The organism is Pseudomonas sp. P1_C12 (assembly GCF_056406435.1).
Genome location: NZ_JBFUAE010000005.1, coordinates 30,491 through 51,424, shown reverse-complemented (window position 1 = coordinate 51,424; position 20,934 = coordinate 30,491). Strand labels below are relative to the sequence as shown.

The 20,934-nt window shown below is 55.5% G+C and carries 18 protein-coding genes, 1 other RNA gene and 1 pseudogene; 12 read left to right on the top strand and 8 right to left on the bottom strand.

Annotated features, from left to right (window positions below; genetic code table 11):
- Positions 1-235 precede the first annotated feature (235 nt).
- The 8 genes from AC1D19_RS10610 (at position 236) to AC1D19_RS10575 (ending at position 7,652) form a co-directional block, all read left to right on the top strand.
- Positions 236-514 (top strand): hypothetical protein, encoded by a 279-nt coding sequence (locus AC1D19_RS10610; RefSeq protein ID WP_477756287.1) that lies wholly within the window; start codon positions 236-238, stop codon positions 512-514.
- Between the two features lie 94 nt (positions 515-608).
- Positions 609-1,002, top strand: a transfer-messenger RNA (tmRNA) gene (gene ssrA, locus AC1D19_RS10605).
- 186 nt (positions 1,003-1,188) lie between these two features.
- A complete protein-coding gene (locus AC1D19_RS10600; RefSeq protein ID WP_477763171.1) occupies positions 1,189-2,445 on the top strand; it encodes an integrase domain-containing protein in 1,257 nt (418 codons plus the stop codon).
- Positions 2,446-3,475: 1,030 nt separating this feature from the next.
- Positions 3,476-4,876 (top strand): YfjI family protein, encoded by a 1,401-nt coding sequence (locus tag AC1D19_RS10595; RefSeq protein ID WP_477763170.1) that lies wholly within the window; start codon positions 3,476-3,478, stop codon positions 4,874-4,876.
- Positions 4,860-5,219: a hypothetical protein gene (locus tag AC1D19_RS10590; RefSeq protein WP_477763169.1), complete on the top strand. Its 360-nt coding sequence runs from the start codon at positions 4,860-4,862 to the stop codon at positions 5,217-5,219. The genes AC1D19_RS10595 and AC1D19_RS10590 overlap by 17 nt, the downstream gene beginning before the upstream one ends.
- Entirely contained in the window at positions 5,197-6,177 is a 981-nt protein-coding gene (locus tag AC1D19_RS10585) for an integrase domain-containing protein (RefSeq protein ID WP_477763331.1), read from the top strand. The genes AC1D19_RS10590 and AC1D19_RS10585 overlap by 23 nt, the downstream gene beginning before the upstream one ends.
- Positions 6,174-6,470, top strand: a complete 297-nt coding sequence (locus AC1D19_RS10580; protein ID WP_079301747.1) for a hypothetical protein — start codon at positions 6,174-6,176, stop codon at positions 6,468-6,470. Before AC1D19_RS10585 ends, AC1D19_RS10580 begins: the two co-directional genes overlap by 4 nt.
- Positions 6,471-6,635: 165 nt before the next feature.
- Positions 6,636-7,652, top strand: coding sequence for a hypothetical protein (locus AC1D19_RS10575; protein WP_436263424.1), 1,017 nt, complete (start codon positions 6,636-6,638; stop codon positions 7,650-7,652).
- A gap of 268 nt (positions 7,653-7,920) precedes the next feature.
- Here AC1D19_RS10575 and AC1D19_RS10570 read toward each other — a convergent pair whose 3' ends face one another.
- From AC1D19_RS10570 to AC1D19_RS10550, 5 genes are all read right to left on the bottom strand, one after another.
- Complete coding sequence (locus AC1D19_RS10570) at positions 7,921-8,628, bottom strand: M48 family metallopeptidase (protein ID WP_477763168.1); 708 nt, start codon at positions 8,626-8,628, stop codon at positions 7,921-7,923.
- Positions 8,629-11,892 carry a type I restriction endonuclease subunit R gene (locus AC1D19_RS10565; RefSeq protein WP_477763167.1) on the bottom strand — a complete coding sequence of 1,088 codons (3,264 nt, stop codon included), beginning with the start codon at positions 11,890-11,892 and terminating at the stop codon, positions 8,629-8,631.
- Entirely contained in the window at positions 11,889-12,050 is a 162-nt protein-coding gene (locus tag AC1D19_RS10560) for a Fic family protein (protein ID WP_477763166.1), read from the bottom strand. Before AC1D19_RS10560 ends, AC1D19_RS10565 begins: the two co-directional genes overlap by 4 nt.
- A 170-nt stretch (positions 12,051-12,220) precedes the next feature.
- Positions 12,221-13,519, bottom strand: coding sequence for a restriction endonuclease subunit S (locus AC1D19_RS10555; protein ID WP_477763165.1), 1,299 nt, complete (start codon positions 13,517-13,519; stop codon positions 12,221-12,223).
- Positions 13,512-16,052, bottom strand: a complete 2,541-nt coding sequence (locus AC1D19_RS10550; protein WP_477763164.1) for a type I restriction-modification system subunit M — start codon at positions 16,050-16,052, stop codon at positions 13,512-13,514. The genes AC1D19_RS10555 and AC1D19_RS10550 overlap by 8 nt, the downstream gene beginning before the upstream one ends.
- A 203-nt stretch (positions 16,053-16,255) precedes the next feature.
- Between AC1D19_RS10550 and AC1D19_RS10545 the strand changes: the two genes are divergently transcribed.
- Positions 16,256-17,176, top strand: coding sequence for a restriction endonuclease (locus AC1D19_RS10545; protein ID WP_477763163.1), 921 nt, complete (start codon positions 16,256-16,258; stop codon positions 17,174-17,176).
- Positions 17,177-17,638: 462 nt separating this feature from the next.
- Here the strand turns inward: AC1D19_RS10545 and AC1D19_RS10540 are convergent, their stop codons facing one another.
- Positions 17,639-17,902: a hypothetical protein gene (locus AC1D19_RS10540; RefSeq protein ID WP_477763162.1), complete on the bottom strand. Its 264-nt coding sequence runs from the start codon at positions 17,900-17,902 to the stop codon at positions 17,639-17,641.
- Between the two features lie 283 nt (positions 17,903-18,185).
- On the opposite strand from AC1D19_RS10540, the pseudogene AC1D19_RS10535 reads away from it, so the two are divergent.
- Positions 18,186-18,604: pseudogene (locus AC1D19_RS10535) on the top strand (isochorismatase family protein).
- 71 nt (positions 18,605-18,675) lie between these two features.
- On the opposite strand, the gene AC1D19_RS10530 reads toward AC1D19_RS10535, so the two are convergent.
- A complete protein-coding gene (locus AC1D19_RS10530) occupies positions 18,676-18,927 on the bottom strand; it encodes a helix-turn-helix transcriptional regulator (RefSeq protein WP_095942455.1) in 252 nt (83 codons plus the stop codon).
- Between the two features lie 416 nt (positions 18,928-19,343).
- Between AC1D19_RS10530 and AC1D19_RS10525 the strand changes: the two genes are divergently transcribed.
- The gene (locus AC1D19_RS10525) at positions 19,344-19,694 is read left to right on the top strand and encodes a DUF6124 family protein (protein ID WP_477763161.1); all 351 of its coding nucleotides are present in this window, start codon (positions 19,344-19,346) and stop codon (positions 19,692-19,694) included.
- A 1-nt stretch (position 19,695) separates the two neighbouring features.
- Positions 19,696-19,944, top strand: a complete 249-nt coding sequence (locus tag AC1D19_RS10520) for a hypothetical protein (protein WP_150727517.1) — start codon at positions 19,696-19,698, stop codon at positions 19,942-19,944.
- A 54-nt stretch (positions 19,945-19,998) separates the two neighbouring features.
- Here AC1D19_RS10520 and AC1D19_RS10515 read toward each other — a convergent pair whose 3' ends face one another.
- Positions 19,999-20,907: a YeeE/YedE thiosulfate transporter family protein gene (locus AC1D19_RS10515; protein ID WP_477763160.1), complete on the bottom strand. Its 909-nt coding sequence runs from the start codon at positions 20,905-20,907 to the stop codon at positions 19,999-20,001.
- Between the last annotated feature and the right edge of the window lie 27 nt (positions 20,908-20,934).

The following is a 20,934-nucleotide window of genomic DNA, read 5'->3' as shown; positions in this document are numbered from 1 at the left end:
GATACGAAGCAAACCAAAACCCGCCAGTTGCGGGTTTTGTTGCATCTGGGGTCTGGAAATGTGTAACCGTCCGCATCGCTGGAAAAAGCTCGACACGTTTTCTGAAAAAACCGAATTCTTGCGTTGAATCGTAGTCTTTGAGGTAAGCCCCATCAGATCGTGGCTGATTTTTCGGGCTCGGCTTGGCCGTCCACTCATACGGCAGCACCGAGACCATCAGCTCAAGGAGATACCCATGAAACGCACCACACTCGCTGGCCTGTTCATTGCTGCTGCCATGCTGGCCTCTCCTGTATTTGCTGCGGACAACAACCTTTGTACGAGCAAGCTGCAAGAGCTCAAAGGCAAAGTGAATGCGCTGCCGGCGACCTCCGGAAGCACCACAATGGAGATCAAAAGACTGATGTCCAGCGCCGAAGCCTCACAAGCCTCCGGAGACGACAAAAAATGCGTCACCGAGGCCACCCAGGCAATGGCACTCGCTGACAGACAGAGCAACGAGCCCAACCCATAATTTGTGGTGGCCAACCTTCGGGTTGGCCTTCTGGGTCACGTTGACGTACACTGTACAGGCTTGTTGCTCACTTGATTCAAAGAGCACCAGGCTCGGGGCCGTTTAGGATTCGACGCCGGTTGCGAAACTTTAGGTGCATGCCGAGTTGGTAACAGAACTCGTAAATCCACTGTTGCAACTTCCTATAGTTGCCAATGACGAAACCTACGGGGAATACGCTCTCGCTGCGTAAGCAGCCTTAGCCCTTCCCTCCTGGTACCTTCGGGTCCAGCAATCATCAGGGGATGTCTGTAAACCCAAAGTGATTGTCATATAGAACAGAATCGCCGTGCAGTACGTTGTGGACGAAGCGGCTAAAACTTACACAACTCGCCCAAAGCACCCTGCCCGTCGGGTCGCTGAGGGTTAACTTAATAGACACGGCTACGCATGTAGTACCGACAGCGGAGTACTGGCGGACGGGGGTTCAAATCCCCCCGGCTCCACCACTTCATCATCTAAAGACGTCCACGGACGTCTTTTTTTGTGCCTGAAATCCAGTAAATACGCGGCTTCCAGGGCTTCCGAGGACTTTTGAGGATTTCTGAGTTCCAGCCGCTTTGGTATCCCAGGTGGTATCCCGGGCTGCCAAATGCTACTTTCAGGATACCAAAACGGTGCTGGAGGTAGCCCCCATGCCTACTAACGCAACCCGCCTCTCCGATCGCCAGCTCAAGGCAGTCAAGGCAACTGGTAAAGACTTCGTCCTCAGCGACGGCGACGGCCTTCAGCTTCGAGTACGCGCCAGCGGCTCGATGCTGTGGAATTTCAATTATCGCGAGCCGTTGACCAGAAGCCGTCTTAATATGGCGCTCGGCCCATACCCCGACCTCTCATTAGCGAATGCTCGGAAGAAAGCAGTCGAGGCGCGAGAGCTACTTGCTCAAGGCATTGATCCCAAAGCCCAGCGCGATGAGCAAAGGCAAGCCAGACTGGCTGAGACCGAACACACCTTCGAGAAGATAGCCACAGCCTGGTTCGAACTGAAGAAAGACTCAGTGACGCCAGCGTATGCCGAGGACATTTGGCGTTCACTCATGCTGCATGTTTTTCCGAGCATGAAATCGACGCCGCTTTCTGAAGTCAGTGCTCCTATGGTGATCAAGCTCCTTCGCCCGATTGAGGCCAAAGGCAGCCTCGAAACAGTGAAGCGGCTGAGCCAACGACTCAACGAGATCATGACCTACGGGGTCAATTCAGGACTGATCTTTGCGAACCCCCTCAGTGGCATTCGGGCGGTGTTCAAGAAACCCAGGAAAGAGAACATGGCCGCGCTACGACCTGACGAGCTTCCGGAGCTCATGATGGAAATCGCGAATGCCAGCATCAAGCGAGTCACGCGCTGTCTGATCGAATGGCAGTTGCACACGATGACCCGCCCTGTCGAGGCAGCCACCACTCGGTGGGCAGACATCGATTTCGACAAACGCATTTGGACCATCCCACCGGAGCGCATGAAAAAGCGTCGCCCGCATACCATCCCGCTGACTGAACAGGCACTCGCGTTACTGGAGACACTCAAGCCCCATAGCGGCCACAGAGAATACGTGTTCCCGGCAGATAGAAACCCGCGTACCCACGCTAATAGCCAGACCGCCAACATGGCGTTGAAACGCATGGGCTTTCAGGACCGCTTGGTCAGCCACGGCATGCGCTCCATGGCCAGCACCATCCTGAACGAGCATGGGTGGGATCCGGAGCTGATCGAAGTCGCGCTGGCGCATGTCGACAAGGACGAAGTCCGAAGCGCTTACAACCGAGCGGACTACATCGAGCGCCGGCGTCCGATGATGGCTTGGTGGAGTGAGCACATCCAGAAAGCGGCCACTGGCAACCTGTCGGCATCTGCGATCAATCAAACCAGGGACCACAACGTCGTGCCGATACGGTAAGCGCTCACCGGACGCCGCCAGTAACCGAGAATGACTCCCCAGATGGAGTGATGCTTGATTTGGCGACAGCGGCGACACCGGCGACAACCCGCGTAATACCTGGCCTGCTGCATGGCGACAGAAGTGGCGACTGTCGCCGTTACAAGTCTCGCTCGTGGGGCTTTCTCGGCCAAGCCCACGCGAGCGGGAAGGCTCCGCATTCCCACTCGCATGGGCTCACATTAAAAACCGACGAACGACCACCCGGCCATGGAAAACCACCGGTTTCCAAGGTCTTCCAGCGTTACCGATTGGCGCAACAACTGCCCCCAAAATACGGTTGACCGCGAGCAGAACGAGCGCTAAACCAGAACCGTACCAGCGCTGTCCTCGACAGCACCCAGGTAGCCAGAACCTTTGAGGCTACGCCATACCGTGGTGGTTCACCCTCAAGTGCGATTAGCGTCCGGCGGCTCGCACGGTCACAGCGATGTGATGGATGCCACTTCTTTCAGAATGCCCACTGCGGCAGCTCATACTCTCCCTGGCTGCTCTGCAGCAACATATCCGCTTGGCCATTTCTTGCGCCAACCTGTTGCCCGTCTCTTTGCCCCCTAAAGAGACGGGCGCTCCTACCACTGCTGCAGCCCCGCTCGCATGGGGCTTTGCGGCTTTCCCCCTCGTGACAATCGGCGTGACAAACACCGAATGCTCACTCGCCACAGCGATGCCGATGATGGTGCCGCAGCCCACGGAATGGACTGCACCTGACTGACAGTCAGGCATGCCCCAGTCATCGCTTCGCTGCCTTCACCTGACTCAGGATCTCGCGGCACCGGCTTCGTCAGCCAGTGCAGCCTCCACCCGCCCACTTCTACGGAAGTGTTCAGGAGGCCAGATCATGAGATGCCCAAGCTCCCGGCCGTAAGGAGCCGTCAGTCCTGCGTGAGTGGACAAACCTCACAGGTCGCAGGGGCCTTGATCCCTGAAAACACTCAACAACCGTGGCGGGATGAGTGAGGACGAAGTCGATAATCTCAGGAGAATGGCGATGCAACTGTGCGAAGCGTTCGTGCCACCACAACCATTGCTGGAATACCAGCAGGCGCCACTGCCCTACCCGGTCGAAGCACTCGGGGATCTGTTGGGCCCTGCGGTCGAACGACTGGCCGAGGTGATCGGCGTACCCTGCGCCATGGCTGCACAGTCGGTGCTGGCCAGCGCCGCTTTGGTGAGCCAGGGTCATGCCAATGTCCACCTCGACGGTCGAACCTATCCGCTGTCCCTCTACCTAGTAACGGTGGCGTCCTCGGGTGATCGCAAAAGCGCGGTGGATCATCTGGCACTGAAGGCCGCGCGCGACTGGGAACGACAGCAGTGGACCCTGTATGCGGAAAAGCTCAAAGCCTATCGCGCCGCTACCAGTATCATGGCCAAACCCAAAACCTCAAAGAACCACGCAGAGGCGGAAGGCAGCGAACTATCCGAGCCGGTACCGCCGAGACTGATCATTGCCGAGCCCACCATTGAGGCCCTGGTCAAAAGCCTGTGCCATGGCTTGCCCAGCATGGGCTTGTTCAATGATGAAGGTGGCCAGTTCTTGGGCAGCAGCACCATGAGCAAAGAGAACCTGCTCAAGGCGATCACCACCTTGTCGACATTGTGGGATGGCAGCCCGATCGACCGGGCCCGCTCTATGACAGGGGAAAGCCTGCGGGCCTATGATCGCCGCCTCAGCCTGCATCTGATGCTGCAGCCCTACCTGGCCAACCAACTGTTCAAAGACCCGGTGATCAATGGTCAAGGCATCCTCGGCCGTTGCCTGATCAGTTGGCCTGAACGCCTGGCCGGCCAGCGACTCTACAAGGCGATCGACCTGACCCGAGATGCCAAAGTCCAGTGCTACCAACAGCGGATCACCGCCCTGCTGCAAAAGCCCTGGTCACTTCACAAAGATGGCTCACTCAATCCCGCCACGTTGGAGCTGACTCCCCGCGCCCGTCGTGCCTGGATTGATATTCACGACACCATCGAATGTCAGTCTGGCGAGTTCGGCGAGCTGGCCGGTGTCCAGCCTGTCGCGGCCAAGGCGGCGGCGAATGTACTGCGTATCGCGGGCGTGCTGGCCATGGTTGAAGAGGCCAGTGCGTTGGACGAAGGACACATCCAGCGCGCCTCCACGTTGATGGATTACTACCTGGCCGAGATCCAGCGCCTGACCGAACAGGAGCCGGTCAATAGCCGATGCGAAGAGGCGGATCGGCTGTTGCGTTGGCTGGTGCAGAAAGGCTGGACCCACTTCACCATTCGCGACATCAATCGCAACGGCCCTCGTTTTGCCCGCAAGAGCGCTGACCATACCGCCTCTTTATTGGTCGTGCTGATCACTCATCGCTGGCTGAGCAGCCGCGACGGAAAAACTTTCGAGGTCCGCCATGTTTCGCCTCAATGACGCGGTGCGCCGCTACCAGGCACAACATCAATTGCAACCAGAATCGCGGCATGTCGCCACCTCTGTCGCCACCCTGTCGCCACGCCCCAGGCCAGAAACGACGCGGGTTGTCGCCACTGTCGCCGCTGTCGCCACACCACACCTGGAGCCTGCCCACCTCGCCCTGCTGATCGAGCAACTGCGTGAGGAAGGGGCACTGCTGCAACACCAGGAGAACGCCCTCCTGATCCGCCCGACACACTGGCAACAGATGGACAGGCTCAGCCTGCACTGGAAAGCCCTGCTGCTCTTTCTACAAACAAACGAAAACGGTGATGAAAGTGGCTTTGGTCGGTCGGCGTGAGGGTCGCAACTTTGGCTACGGTCGCCAGCTAAGTTACGCCGGCCCACAAGCGCTAGAGGATTTGTTTGCCGGCGGCCACTTCGCCACGGTCAAAGCGCATAGTGATCGCTGGCAAGCGTTCGTGCGTTGGTGTCGGTCAGAGGACGGCCCCGGTTACAACGATGCACGCCAGATCGATCGACAGACGCTGCAAGACTACGCTGCGCATCTGCGCCAGCAGATCCAGCAAGGTGAACTCGGCATCGCTACCGCGCAGAACCGCCTAAGCAGCGTCAACCGTACCCTCGCCGCGCTGCGCGGTGATCAGGATGTGAGGATCGCCAGCCCGAGTCAGGTGTTGGGACAGAAGCGCTCGAGCGTACGCACCCGCGCGCCGGATGGCCAAGACCACCAACAGGTGCGGCGAGTACTCGAGGCGCTTGGCAAACAGCAACACGAGCGGGTGGCCGCGATTGTCCTTTTGGCCCGATCAACCGGTATGCGCCTGCGCGAAGCGATCCTGGCTGACCTGCCACGCTTGCATCGCGAAGCTGAGCACTTAGGCCGCATCAATATCCAGGACGGCACCAAAGGCGGCCGCTCAGGCGCTTCCGCGCCGCGATGGGTTGTGGCTAATGACGAGGTGAAGGCGGCGCTGCAGTTGGCTCGTCATGCGTCGCCACCCCATAGCCGCAACTTGCTGGCCCGAGACGAAAGCTACGCCGCATTCCTGCAACAGACCGTGCTCCCCGCCCGTGAAACGCTGCATGAACACGGGCTGAAGGGCTTTCATGAACTGCGAGCGGCTTACGCCTGCGAACGTTACGAGCAGCTCACTGGCCACGCGGCCCCGATCAATGGTGGTCACTGCTATCGCATTGACCGCAACCTTGATCGACAGACGCGGCAACAGATCAGCGTTGAACTCGGGCATAACCGGATCGATGTGGTTTCGGCCTACATTGGAGGTCGAGCGTGACCAAGATCTTTGATATGACGCTGTTCCTGAGCGGCGTACTGACCGGCTCGAAGGCCACTCAGCAACGCCACCTTCGCCATGCCCGAATCATGCAAGCGGCCATTCAACAACGATGGCAACGCGATAATCCCTGGACCTGGCAGCTCAAGCATGTGCGTTGGTTTTTGGCGCAACACCTCAAGGGTCGTTCCAAGGCTACCCGATATTACTATCAGCTCACGGCCCTACTGATCTGGAGACGGATGGGAAACAGCCCGCTGAACGGTGGGGATGGGGCCGATTGGTTTTGCTAAGTACGCAGCTAGGTTTCATCTTTGTAACCGCTGAGTGGATGAATGATAGTTAGGGAGTGGCATGCAAGGTTGCTGCATCTGTGCCATGGGACGTAAAGTCCCTCAACAGTCTCTCCGGCAGCAATGTGGAGGGCATTCACAGACTTGGGCTACGGACGACCAAACATGAGCGAATCCCCCTTTCTCAGATACAAGGACGTGCTCGTCAATGACCACAGTGCCTCCGCTAAATGTTTACGGTCGATCGTACTGTCGATGCGTGGACCTTACAGGTATGCCGTGGCCGCAGATGATCTGGGGCAGCTTAGTCCGGAGCATTTTGATGCGGCGCAAGCCCTATTGAGCGTTTACAAGAAAGGGTTGGACAAAGACCCTGAGGCCGGGGATGTGCTCCGTGAGATTGAGCAGCGCTGGCCGGATTATAGGAAGGTACCTTTTGGGCTGTACCCGTTCCCGGACCCCGAGACAGTTTTCGTGCCCGATCAGGCCGACCTCATCGAGCACTTGCAACCGTTTTTTGGCATTGACCTCAATGTGGTTAACCGCGAGTGGTCTGGGTATCTGACCATGCTGGGGCCGTTGGAGCCGACAGAACATAAATTCGTTGGCCAAGCGACCGAAGATACCCCGTGGCATTCCATGCTTTTGCATACTAACTGGATTGGCTTCAAGGTCGAGGAAGGGCGGTACCGCCTGATGGGCGACCCGCGCTATTTCTTCCTCCATGCGGATAACGAGCAATTGGGCGACCCGTATGAGGGCGCGCGCGAAAGTTTGCTTGCGCTGTATGCTGATCAGAAAGCTGCCTATGAGGCGGCCAAAAAGCTTTATCACGATTCGGGGCGCTTGTTCTTCCCATCAGCGTTAGCGGAGAGAGTCCCCCTGTACGACGTTGAGCCGATGACGTTTGTTGAGCAGATTGGCGGTGTGGCGGACTTCTCAAAATTCCCGAACTCCAGCCTGTCGCTTAGTTATGTGGAAAGCGCGAAGAACGGAGTCACAGCGGGATACCCGCGCAGCCCCGCTGGCCGTCTGTTTCATCACGTGGCCAGCGTGCCCGCACATCATTACCAGAGTTGGGGGGCGGATCTGATAATGATGTTTTATGAACCGGTGGAGCAGTTGGTGCTATTTACGTTTTATTGGGAGGCTAGCGAGGACGAAGGGCGTGCCGGATATTAGCCTAACCGACTGACCTACGATCTCTTTTGGTTTTCGGCTCGGCCGCACGTTGGGCGCGCTTAGAGTTCTCTTTGCTGGCGGAAAACCCGGCCAGTAACTGACCTGGGGTGAGGTGGCCAGTCATACGTTCGTGGCGTTTACAGCCGCAGACTGTGCGTAAGGACCACGCCATAGGAGCCGCTACCGCCAAAGCGTACTGCTGATAGTTAGACGTCTGGGCAAAGTTGAGATGGCAACGCGCATGCAAAGGTAAATCTTCGCTTACTCGTTAAAGGTCAAGACCAGCTCCACGCCCCCGCAGCCATTCCTTCCGGTCGCGATAATCGGGTAGCACCTTGTCGACCTCATTCCAGAACGCATCAGAATGATCACGATGATGCAAGTGACACAGCTCATGAACGACTATGTAGTCAATGATGGTCAGCGGAGCCATCAGGCACTTCCAGTGAAAATGCAAATCTCCATTTTTCAGACAGGATGCCCAGCGGTAACCGATATCTTTAACGTGAACATTGCCCGGCGTCACCCCCACCTTGCTGGCGAAGAAAGCGACCCGCTTGCTCAGCCGGGCAAGACCTTTTTCCTTATAGAAGGATTCAAAGATCTGCTGCGCAAGTTCGTGCCCCCCCGTTTCTACAACGGACCGCAACAGGCAGAACCGTCCATCCTTGAGTTTCAGAGGCTCATCCTGCTCTTGCACCAGCTGCAAGCGATAGCTGCTGCCCAGGTACAGAAAAGACTCGCCACCGACCCACTCACGTGTCACGCGAGTGGCGTTGAGGTCACGCCAATCGGCAAGGTTGCGATAGATCCACATACGTTTGCTGAGTACGGTTTCATCCACCTGCTCAGGGGTCATACGCCTGGGTGGGCGCACTGTGATCAAACCATCTCGCTCAATCACGATATCTGTAGTCTGGCGGTCTGAGCCTGGCAGTAACTGATACTCGATGTCTCGAACCTGACGAAGTTGCATTTATGCGTCTCCACGGCGCAGGGCTCGGATTAGCTCATCATGACGGTTCTTGGCCAATTTCATGACTTCAATTGCCACGCGTTCACGATTCTGCTTGAGTTCCTCGATGCCCGCTTTAGTGATTTCAGCCTTGAGCAGTCCTCGAACACGCTTTTGTTTGTCCGGATTTTGCCAAAAATCAATGCTGGCAATCGTTTCCTGCAAAATCTCCACCGTAACGCCCATCAATGCTTTGAACTTGGGTTTATCCCCACCTTCAACCGTGCCGTTTGGAAAGCCAACCTGGACGATATGCTCGTAGAAGGTCGTCACCTCCTTACTCATCCCCTCTTCGCCCTGCTGACGGCCAGCGATAGCTTGGTTTCTAAGTTCGGCCAATTTTTCCGCTAACAAATCCCACTCGTCGTGGTGCTTCTCAATGAGGGCATCAACCTTTTCCGACAAGCTCTTGAAGAAGGATGGATCCTCATCATGATGGACAGTGCAATGCTTACGGATGGCATGCTCCATCTCACTGGCCTTGGCCTCACTGTTTTTACCAGCATGGGCATTGAGTTTCTCCAGGAAGTCCTCGGCTAATAGCTCCACCGGTTCAATCTTGGGGTTAATGCCTAGGCTAATTAAGTGCTCGTTGATTAACGCCTTCACTTTTTCACCTGCGCTGCCCAAGTCGAGGCTGGAATCTTTGTAGCGCTCCTTGGTGACTTGCAGGATATAACCAAAACGCTTGGCGGGGACGCGGTAGAGCTGTGCAGACGAGTGAGGCAAAATGATGTCCAGGCTCATCAAAAATTTCTTGAGGTAAACCTCGAAATCCGCCCGTTGCTTTTCATCCTTCAGGGCCTTGACGGCCTCATGCACCACCGCTGCATCCGCATCCAATGTGGGTAAAGCACCCGTGACAAAGGCCTTGATGTTATTCACACCCAAGGTTGTGAAATGTTGCAGTAACCGCTGATAACGCTCCTCCAACACCGGCAACTCGGAGGTAATGTTTTGCATACCGTCCTGCAGCTCTTGTAGCTCATCACTGGCCGCGTACAGCGTCAGCGCATCGGTCAGATGGTTGGCCAAGCCGATGTAATCGACGATATAGCCGCGCTGCTTGCCCCTCTTGACCCGGTTAGTACGGGCAATAGCTTGAAGCAAGGTGTGCTCGCGCAGTTTCTTGTCGATGTACATCACCTGCTCGATGGGCGCATCGAAGCCCGTCAGCAGCATGTCGCAGACAATCAGAAACGCGATGCCGGTGTGCTCTTTGTCCGGATCGTCAAAATCGAAACTACGGCAAAAATTATCAACCGCGTTCATCCGCACGGCCTGTTTGCGCGCATCAGTGATAAACGCCGCCTCATTAGTGCCGTCTGACGACACCACGACGGCTGTTTTCAAAAAACTCAGCCGTCGGATCAGTTCTGCGTCAGGCAGTGCCCGGGCCTGTTCTTGTACGATGCGGTCGGACAACGCTGCTTTGATACCTGCTTGATAGCGCACACAGGCCAGCTTGGAATGGCACACCACCTGCGCCTTAAAACCGTTGGGCAAGATGTTGTCGACGTAATGCTTAACTAGGTCGCGGGCAATTGCGTTGATGCGGTTCTCGGCCTCTAGGATGTCGCCGGTAGCGCCGTACTTCTTTTTAATCGCTAGTAGTTCTTCTTCGCTGCGGTCGCGGAACAGGTCTTCAAAGGCCTCATCAAAAGCATGTTTTTCATTCAGTGCGCTATCAGCCGTTTTACCCTCGTACAAAATCTGCAGGGTGGCGCCATCCTTGACCGCATCCATCAGCCGGTAAGTGTCGATGTACTCACCAAAGCGTTTGCGGGTTTTGCGCTCACCGTGTCGCTCCGTCAGCAACGGAGTACCAGTGAAGGCCAAGCGAGTGGCATTGGGAAAAGCCTCAAACAGGTTTTCACCCAGGTCTGAGCTTTGGGTGCGGTGCGCCTCGTCGATCATCAGGATGATCCGTTCCGAAGGGTTTACCACACCAAAAGTCTTGCCTGCTGGTATAGCCAAGTAGGTGCCCAACGCCTCAGCCACGGTATTACTCAGGATCTGTTTGTGCTCCTGAAACTTGTGCACCATGACCATATTGATGTCGGAGCTGTCTGTGGCCAGGTGCTGGCGTAACTCTTGACGGTTCTCGATCACATTGACCCGACCACCAATCAACGTGGCGGTTTTTCCTAGTTGCTCTTCCAGATCTTGCCGATCATTGACCAACACAATCTTGTAGTCAGCAAGATCACGGCTAGCCCGCAGCATCCGCGCCAGAAACACCATTGTCAGAGATTTTCCCGAGCCTTGGGTATGCCATACCACACCACTGCGCTCCATGGCCGTGGAGCCGCTACGCAAGCGCGCCATGACTTTGTTCGCAGCACGAAATTGCTGGTAGCGACATACCACCTTCACACGAGGGCCACCATCAGCGTCCATCACTACCGAACTGGTGCGCAGGATCTGCAGCAGGTTGGCTCGACTCAACATCCCCGCGATCAGTTGCTGCTGCGGGTTTAATCCTTCGAGTGCCGCATCGTCCTGCGGATAGAGCGTCTTCCAGGTATAGAAATGCTCCGCCTCTGAGGTAATGGTGCCGTAGTCTGCTTGCAGGCCACTGCTGCGGATCAGTAGCAGGTTGCTATGAAACAGCCCCGGTTCACCCTCCTTCAACCCAACGCTTTGCGTTTCCGGGCGTTTGCGCATATAGCGCTGTAGCTGCACGAATGCTTCCTGCATCGGGTTGGCGCAGATTTGCGAGGCTTTTTTGCATTCCACCACTCCGAGAGGGATCCCATTCACGAACAGCACAATGTCCGGAATGATGAAGTCCTTTACGCACCCTGGCGTATCAATACGGAACTGATTGATGGCATGGAACTGGTTATTCTCAGGCGTTTTGAAATCGATCAGCCGCACTATTGGATCGGCCTCTCCAGTCAGCTCATTCACATCCACCTGCGCCTTAAACAGCAAAGCCTGAATCGCTTCGTTGGCCTCTAATAGTGTGCGATTGGGCTGATGCAACACTTGGCCACGTAAATCGTCCAGCTGCCGATCGGTCAGCCACGGCAGACCTTCATCTGTGCGGTTGTTTGCCCGGACGGCGTTATTGAATACTTCGGGCAACAACCATTGACGAAAGTGAGTACGCAAGCTGCCATGCGCGCTCTGCGGAATACCTGCTCCTTGGTCAATCACCGTCCAACCTTGTTCTGCCAACTGCTGCAGAAAGGGTTGTTCGACTTCGCTGTACTCACTCATCGTGTGCTTCTTTGGCTATTGGCCTGCAACCAGTGCTGACCTATGGTTGTTAGGCGGTAACGTTGCAACCGACTGTTGGGTTGCTCGGGCAATGTCCTTTCTAGCCGGGCCGCAATGGCGGCTAGACCCACCGAAGGCAATAGCGGCTGCCCTGCCATCACAATCCTGCCCAATCACCACGTTACCGCCGCCCAGATTTTAAAAGTCATCGGCGAAGGTGCAAAGCGTGCGAATAATGGCGTCCGGATTTCAGCCCGTCTTGTATTCGATACGCTCGCCTTTGACCGCGCGTTGGCGCAGGAATTGATTGAGGTTGATGGGCAGTTTGTCAGGCATAGGTAGTCTCCGGGGTACCGACGTTGACGGCGACTTTGCCGGTTAGGAGGTCTTGCATTAAACCAAGCTTTTGAGCTCGTAGTTTTTCCAAAAAGGCACGATCAATCGACAGTTTGCTCGCGACGGCATTAATCTTATTTTGTATTTTTATTTGCTCGTCTGGGTTCGGAAGAGCAACGAGCAATTCTCGCATTTCCCCAACATTAAAGTGCTGCTGCGCCATCCCACCCTGTTGACGAAGGACTTGACCTTTCCCAAAGGATGAGTTTATCCAGTAGCAAAGATACTCCGAGCTGATTTGTTCACTCGGTGTTGAGATAAGAATATCGATGCAGTTCGCACCTTGAAACTCTGGAGAAATAATCGCGCTGGTGCCCGGATAGCCAGTGCGAACAGAAACAATATCTCCAGCTTTTACTTGGCTTTTTACAAGTAGCTGGTTAGACGCCGCTGAAATATAAACGAGGTTACTTGGATCAATACCATCTTCACGGACGTTAGCCGATCTGAAAGCGGGAATACCCTCTTCTACATAGTACTGTGTTGGTTGAATGACTATTCCGACACAAATTCGTGTGCACAAATCAGCACAACGCTTTAAATCCCACTCCCTGGGAATCCACCCAATCGCCGTTTCTTGATACAACTCCGGAGCGAGTTCGCGCGTGGGGCGGAGTTGGCCATTGGGCAGCACACCGCGGGTGAACAAGTCATGCATCAACCCGGCCTTGATCTGCTGGTATTTGGCGACCAAGGCTTTTGTTTTTTCGATGGCGGTGTCAATGCTTACGAGAACACTTGAAATGACTTTCTGCTTCGCTAGCGGTGGTAGTGGAATGGGAGCGTTCGCTAACGCCCCCTTAGAAAGCCCATAACGTGTTGAGCCCGCAGCGCGTTGACCAAAATACCTAGCAACTCGCTCGCTTCCCAATTGCTTGCCAAGAAAGACGGGATCGACAAAATCCTGCTTGGTTTTTAGCAACGCCAAGTGGTAACCACAAACGAAATTCTCACCCTGCATCATGACAACAGCAGGGATCCCAATGTCATCCGGAGATTCAGAGTCTTTGGTTATGACTACATCACCGAGCTCAATCCTAAACTTTGAAATCTCCATATCAGTAGCAGTAGCTTCCATGAATACAATATCCGAACGGATGTAGTCGTTCGCATAAGCATCCATGTAGTTGCATAACAACACCGGCTTCTCGCCAGGCGAGGACTTTTTATCGACGTTACTTATGCGAATATCGGCCAGCTGACTGAGTGGCCGGATGTTCCACTCACTCATACCCAAGCTCCACAAGAAACTTCTGCAATACCTGAGCAGCCTGATCGCGCTCCGATTCAATCTGCCTAGCTGTAACCGCGTATTTGCTCCACAGGTTCTCAATCGCCGTAACGCAAGCTCGCTGATCGGCCCGCAAGTATTGACGATAACTGTCAAACAGCACCTTGCCCAGCCTCTCTACAATCACTACGCGGGCTTCGTCGCGGTTGATCTTCCCTCGGGCTTTTTCCACCAACGCATCGCGGCTTTGCTCGGTCGCCTTGATCTGTGCTTTGAGATTTTTCGCTTCGTCTTCCAGCGCCTTATGGCGAGCCAGTTGTTCCTCAATGCGTTCTGCTTCGCGCTGGTGACTTTTCCAGTCGCCAAAGCTGGTATCGCGCTTGGCCAGTTTCATCAGCCCACGGGCTTCTTTAAGGCTAGCTTTGAGGGTTTTTACCTCATCGGATGGCAGCACACCACCATCATCGGCATCCTCGAAGTCTTCTTCACCCGCAGCGGCGAACATCGCTTGCAGTTCGGCCAGACGGCTGTGCTGTTGTTCCAGTTCTGCCAGTACTTCTGGGAACTGGCTTTGCAAAATATCAGCGTTGGGAATCAGCTCTGGCCCCCAACCACTGGCAGCGATGGATTTGAAATCGGCGGCCAGCAGCTTGTAATAGTTGGCGAAGGCACCGCGCACTTGATATCGATTTAGCAGGTGCTGACCCGCAAAGGTGCGCTCAATACTGTCCAATAACGTGGCGCGCATCTGGTAGACATTGTTGGCCCGTGCTTGCTGGTTCGTGGTATCCGGCGCCAGTGCTTCGACAACGGGTAAGTGCTGTTGCCACCAATTGTGCAGTTCGGCCATAAACTTGGACTGGCACTGAACAACGCCAGGGTGTGCGATGACGTAATCGGCGATGGCGCGCTTATCTAGAAGCCCAGTCGAGAAGTCGGCGTAGGGCACGGCGTTGACCGGCGCTGAGCGGGAGACAAAACAATTGTCACGTAGCCCAGAATAATTTTTCCAGAAGTGTTCCAACGCATCGATCTCCCTGACCGGCACACCGCCTTGTAGATGGGCCCGCACATCGTGAGGCTCGGGAGGCGGCGCGTTGTCCACATAGCGGCGAATATTGCAGTTGTAGTCTTCCGCGCTAATGGCAGCCACCGGAATTCGCTGTGCATAGCCAGGAATATCCTGCCCTGCACGATAGGCATGCACAATCTTATCGATGTCTTCGGGTCGCAGATGGTTCTGGGCCTTGCCTTCGCGGTACTCACGATCGGCGTTGATAAACAACACATGGTCACGCTCGCCCGCACCGGCCTTATTCAGTACCAGAATGCAGGCAGGGATCCCGGTGCCATAGAACAGGTTGCTTGGTAGCCCGACTACAGCTTCGAGATAACCCTTTTCTATAAAGTACTTGCGCGCTTCGCGCTCCTCGCCACCACGGAACAGCACGCCATGGGGCATTACCGTCGCCATCCGGCCATTGCTTTTGAGCACAGCAAGCATGTGTTGCACGAACATCAGGTCAGCTTTTTTGCCTTTTTCAGGCATCCAAACTGGGAAACGCCCTGGGAATTTTATGTCTTTCTTGATGTAGTTCTGGCTGAACGGGGGGTTGGCCAGCACGCGGTCAAAACGCTTGAGCTGACCATCTTCGGTCTGATGTTGGGGCTCGCGCAGAGTATCTTGCTGGCGAATCACCGCGTGGGAGATGCCGTGTAGCAACATGTTCATTTTGCAGATGGACCAGGTGGTGCCCATCTTCTCCTGACCGTACAAAGCCAGCTCGGAGGCATCAGCGCCGCACTCCCGCAGATAATCACGCGCCTGGATAAGCATGCCTCCCGACCCTACAGTCGGGTCGTAAACGCTCATGTTTTCCTGGGGGTCACAGATCTCGACGCAGATACGCACGACTTCAGCCGGGGTATAGAACTCGCCAGCCTTTTTACCTGCAGAGTCCGCGAAGTGCTTGATCAACCATTCATAGGCGGTGCCCAGTAGATCTGGGAATTCGAAGTCTTCGTCACGCAGCGGGATTTTTTCGAAATTTTGGATGAAGTTGACCAAAGTGTCGTCATCCAGCGTGTTCTGGCCGATCCTTTTGTTGAAGTTGATGTGTTTGAGCACATCCTGCAAGGCCTCGGGGTTGGCTTCTTCCAATGCTTCCAGCGCTTTATTGAGGGCCGTGCCAACGTTTTCTTTAACGTGTTTGAGAGCCGGATGCAGATTCCAGGCACTATCGACCCAGCCTTGATTCCATCGGGCTCGCTCCGGCACGAAGAAATATTTGCCAGAGTATTGATCCGGATCTTCTAGGTTGAGTTGGATATCAGAATCGCTCAGGCCTGCAGCCTTACCTTCTGCGGCGATCTCTTCGCGGCGCTGATCAAACAGATCGCTGGCACGCTTGAGGAACAGCATGCCGAAAATGTATTCCTTGTATTCGCTGGCATCCATATTGCCGCGTAAGTCGTCACAGGCAGTCAGCAGCAGGCTCTCAAGCCGTGCGAGTGTCAATTTGGCGTTTGCCATAAGTATTCAGGTTCCTGTCACAACGTCGAACGGTGTGCTAATTGGGTGCAACGAAGCACCTTTGAGATGTCCGTGCAAAAATGCCATAGGATACCCCACTAAGTTAGTAGAGACAGCTCAACTGGTCGCCCGAGATTTCACTTACGCCTGCAGACTGACCAAGTGACTCAACCCAACAAATTCCTCCGTCAAAGGAAGACCAAATGCCCGTTCCCACTTATGACCAGTTCATCGAGCCTGTGCTACGTTTTTTAGCGACCAAGACCGAAGGTGCACCTACGCGGGACGCCCAGGAAGCAGCCGCGAAAGCTCTGCACTTGACCGAAGAGCAACGGCAGGAGCTCATCACTAGCGGTCAGGCAACCTACAAAAACCGCGCGGGTTGGGCGCATGACCGGCTGAAACGTGCGGGTTTGTCCAGCAGCGCAAAGCGTGGGTATTGGAAGCTGACGGACACCGGAATAACCTATGCTGAAAGGAACGCGGCGCCACTCCCTCACGAAGAAGTGGAACGTTTGGCTATCGGCTATATGAATGTGAAACTGAAAGTCGCAACCGATGCCGCCCCATTGGATGATCAGACTCAAATTGAGCCTGAAGTCACTTCAGCCACTGCTAGTCCCGACGACCGTCTTGAGCAGGCGTTGCAAGAATTGCGCGAAGCTACCGCCAGCGATTTACTGGATAACCTATTACAGGTGACTCCAAACCGCTTTGAGGTGATTGTGCTGGATGTTCTGCACCGCCTGGGCTACGGCGCCAGTCGTAATGACCTGCAGCGTGTAGGTGGCTCGGGCGACGCAGGTATCGACGGCATTATCTCGCTCGACAAACTTGGGCTTGAGAAGGTCTACGTTCAGGCCAAACGCTGGCAAAACACGGTTGGCCGGCCTGAGTTGCAAGCGTTCTATGGAGCTCTAGCAGGGCAGAAAGCAAAGCGCGGCGTATTCATCACCACTTCTGGCTTCAGCGCCCATGCTATTGATTTTGCCAAGTCCGTTGAAGGAATCGTACTCGTGGACGGCAGCCGCCTGGTGAATTTGATGATGGATCATGAGGTCGGGGTTACCTCACGACTGATAAGACTTCCTGCATTAGATCGTGATTATTTCGACGATGAATAAGAGAAGAGGCAAAAACGCAAGCGTAGATCGAGGGACTGCTGGATCGCATTCAGATCAACTTTCCCCAGCAGAGGACACTCAGAAGAAGGCCAGCTTGACACGGTTGGCCGGTGATTACTTCACCATGCGGGTATCACTATCAATACTGTTATCTATGACTTGAAGGCCCCAACGGCACTTGCGTCTCTGCCGATATCGTTGCGAGGAGTGTTGGCCATTCGATGCTACTGGTAATCATATCGAACGCAAACGGGGGTTCAAGCAGAGTGCAGTATTCCATTTGGTATTCCAGCCAAAAATAAATATACACATTAACGCTATAAATCAGTAGGTTAATGCACTAATTCAACTTACCCCGGCCCACCAATTGAAACACCAACGAAGCCCGCCCAGTGCGGGCTTTGTTGTTTCTGGCTGTATCGCAAGCCCTGCAACAGTCTGAAGCAGGACCCACGCTAACGATCAGTACTTGATGTCCCGGGCTGTGCGACGGGTATCTTGCTTGGTACTGCGCTTGTCCTGGCGACAGTCTGCATTGCTCTTGTCATTGCCCTGTCTACAATCATCCTTGGTTTGCCGGGCAGTGGAGCGCCCTTCCTGCCTGGTATCGCGAGCTTCACGCCGTTGTTGACCCTGCTCGGTCGCGTAGGCGGGTAGCGTCACCCACTGCACGCCAGTGGCGATGAGCAGCGTCGCCAGGGCTTTCAAGTAGTGCCTGCGAATCATGATTTTTCTCCAATCCCATATCACTCAGTCGCTTCGTTCGCGCCCCCAGGAATTCAGCGAAAACGTGAGTTACATCGTACGCTCACAACTCACAAAAGCACTTCGTGGCAGGTGAAATCTGACGATAGGGTCCACATAGACGTTCACGTAAGACCGCTATGTGCATGGTTGCAACATGGACATCGGCCACAACTAAGCTTTGCAGCTGGCCTGCCAGCGAGACCATCCACAATATTTTGCATCCACGGTCGCCCCTATCACTGCCACCTCCTCGGAAAAGCCCATGCGCCAAGCCCTCCTCATCATCGACGTACAACCCGGCTTCGCCCCGCCGCCGTGGCTGATCGACGGTATCCAGGCGCTCATCGGCACCCTGCCCAGGGTCGCCACAGTCGAGCGCCACGACGAGTCATAACCCCCTTCGAAAAACAGCTCGGCTGGCACCCCGCGCCGGACGATGACAGCCTGATCCCGGCCGACCGCATCTTTATCAAGCACGGCTACGCGCCCACACCGGAAACCATCGACTACCTGAAAAGCCTGAACGTCGAGCGCGTGCTGGTGTGCGGCCGGCAGACCTAAACCTGCTGCCTGGCGGCGGGGTTTGCACTGTTTGATGCGGGTTTGCAGCCTACGTTGATCAAGGATTTGACGGTGGGGTCGTCGCTGGACCGGACGGGTGGTTTGGGAGTCCGGCTATAGGAGCATCATTTCAAGCACACGGTAAAACTGGCGGATTTGTAAGCTGTTATGTTCACGCAAAAGCCATCGTTTCACTCGAACAATTCACCTAGTTCTTCAAGCGTTGGCAGTGCTGCCGGAATCACAGAAAGCTCACAATCCAATGCGCACAAAACTCGGGCATACGCGACCATCGCAACGGTGGATGTACCCTTTTCCACGGCAATAACTTTCTGTCGCGGCAACCCGGAAAGCTCGGCAACTCTTGATTGCGTCAGTCCGTGACTCTTACGCTTTTCACGTATTTGGTGTCCCAGGCGGGATAGCAGAAGAGATTGATCCATGTTCGGTTACCGTGACATTGGTGATCGAATGTATTGCATACAGGACATTACTACGAATCGATTTGACTCAGCATCCAAGCTGTTACCCATCTCGACGCCTTCCTCACGTCCTAGGATATTTCCCGCAAAACGCATCGCCTTTCATGAACTGGCGGAAGCAACTTCTCGACGATAGCCTTCGAGGGTCGCTGAACATCAGCGATCGGCTTTGACAGGCTGAAAACAGGAACCTTCCACTCGCCCCAATAAAACGGCATGCTTTCGCGCGTGCAGTTTTCCATGGTGGCTGTGCGTGGGGCATCTTCGGATGCACCGGTTTCCTGGGTTGCCGGTCTGTCAACCTGCGTACAGCTGCCACCCACCTTGTTTGACAGCAGGAGAATGGCGGCTCCTCTAAACAAACCAGGAACTCCATCATGAAAAAGCACAGCCCTAATCCGCCAGATTCAACAACCGAAACACCCGACTTATCAAACCTCTCCAAAACCACCGAACCCGCCATCAGCGCCCGTCTCCGCAACCCCATTCACCTCGACCCAGTCAGCCACGTCTTCACGATCCGCCCCAACATCGACACACCGTCCCTGCTCACCCACGCCAGCGAAACCCTCGCCTCGCTCAACGTCATGAGCACCGACCTTGCCTGCGAGCTTGAGAGTTCGCGTCGCAACATCGCCCTGGCGATCCAGCAGTTGGCCGTGCTGGCACAATTGTTGGTAAACCGGGCTCTGGACAACATCGCGCCTCTCGACGAAGTGGAGGCCTGAAATGGATCGATACATGCCGATGACCGGCATCGACTGCACCATCGCTTCGCTGCTGATCGACACCGAGGCACCGCTGGATGTGCTGCACGAAACAGCCGCCTATCGCATTCGAACCGCGACGCAATTGCTGGAGAGTTTCGCGGCTGATGAGGGTGTTTACAGCGAACTGGCGCGGGTGCTGGTCACGTCCCTGCGCGATGGATGCGATTTGCTGGATGTGGTTGGGCGACGGCTGCAAATGCAGGTTTGATCCTTGAAAAATGGACGGTCTCATTGAGGTCGTCCAACTCCAGAGCCGCGATCATCAAGCACGCAGTCGCCTCACCCCAACCCCCACCAATATCCCCAACACAATCGACACCAACGGCACCGCCCCCACCCAGGTCAGCGTCGGAAACACCAACAAAATCTGCGAGTCATTGCCGCCCAGCATCATCGATGCACCGGTCCCCATCAACACACCCGCGAGCAAATGCCTGACCGCTGTCGTCGCCGCAAAGCGCTGATAGTTGAACGTGCGGCGATACAAGGTGTAACAGAGCATGCCCAGCATCAGCATGGCGAACACCGCCACACGCGGGGTGGTCAATGATGTGTCGCCCGAGACCCAGAACATGTGCGAGAGATCGTAGAAAAACACGCTGGGCGTCCACAGTGGTTCGAAGGTGTAGAGGGCGCCGGTCAGGGCACCCAGCAGCAGGCTCGACAGCACCAGGTGTCTGTCGCCGTGAATCCGGATCAGGAACAGCAAAATCAGCAGCACGATGCCGATGACCAGCCAGTAATGACGGCTGGTGATCATCGGCATTTGCAGCGCCCGGTGTTCGGTCAGCATGTTCAGGTGATGCCACAGCACGATGCCCAACACCCAGCCGAGGATGGTGAAGACCTTGTTGAGGTTGCCGCTGGCGAGCTTGGTGAGGGTGCCGACACTGCATCCGTCGTTGAGCACCGACGCGAGGCCGAACAACAACCCGCCACCGACCAGTGACAGATAGCCAACCTCAGGGATGAACAGCGGCTGACTGACGCCAGACAACGCGTAGAACGGAGCGAGCAACAGACCGAACAGACCGCAACTGACCAGCGACACGAACAGGGTCGGCCGGCGTTTGAGCAGCAGCCCCATGGCATTGACCAGGCACATGCCCATGCGCTGGGACACCCAGCCAATGAGGAACGCCAGCAGCAGTGAAACCGGCAATGAAAACACGGGGCTCCCTGTTTCCGGGTGATGGCG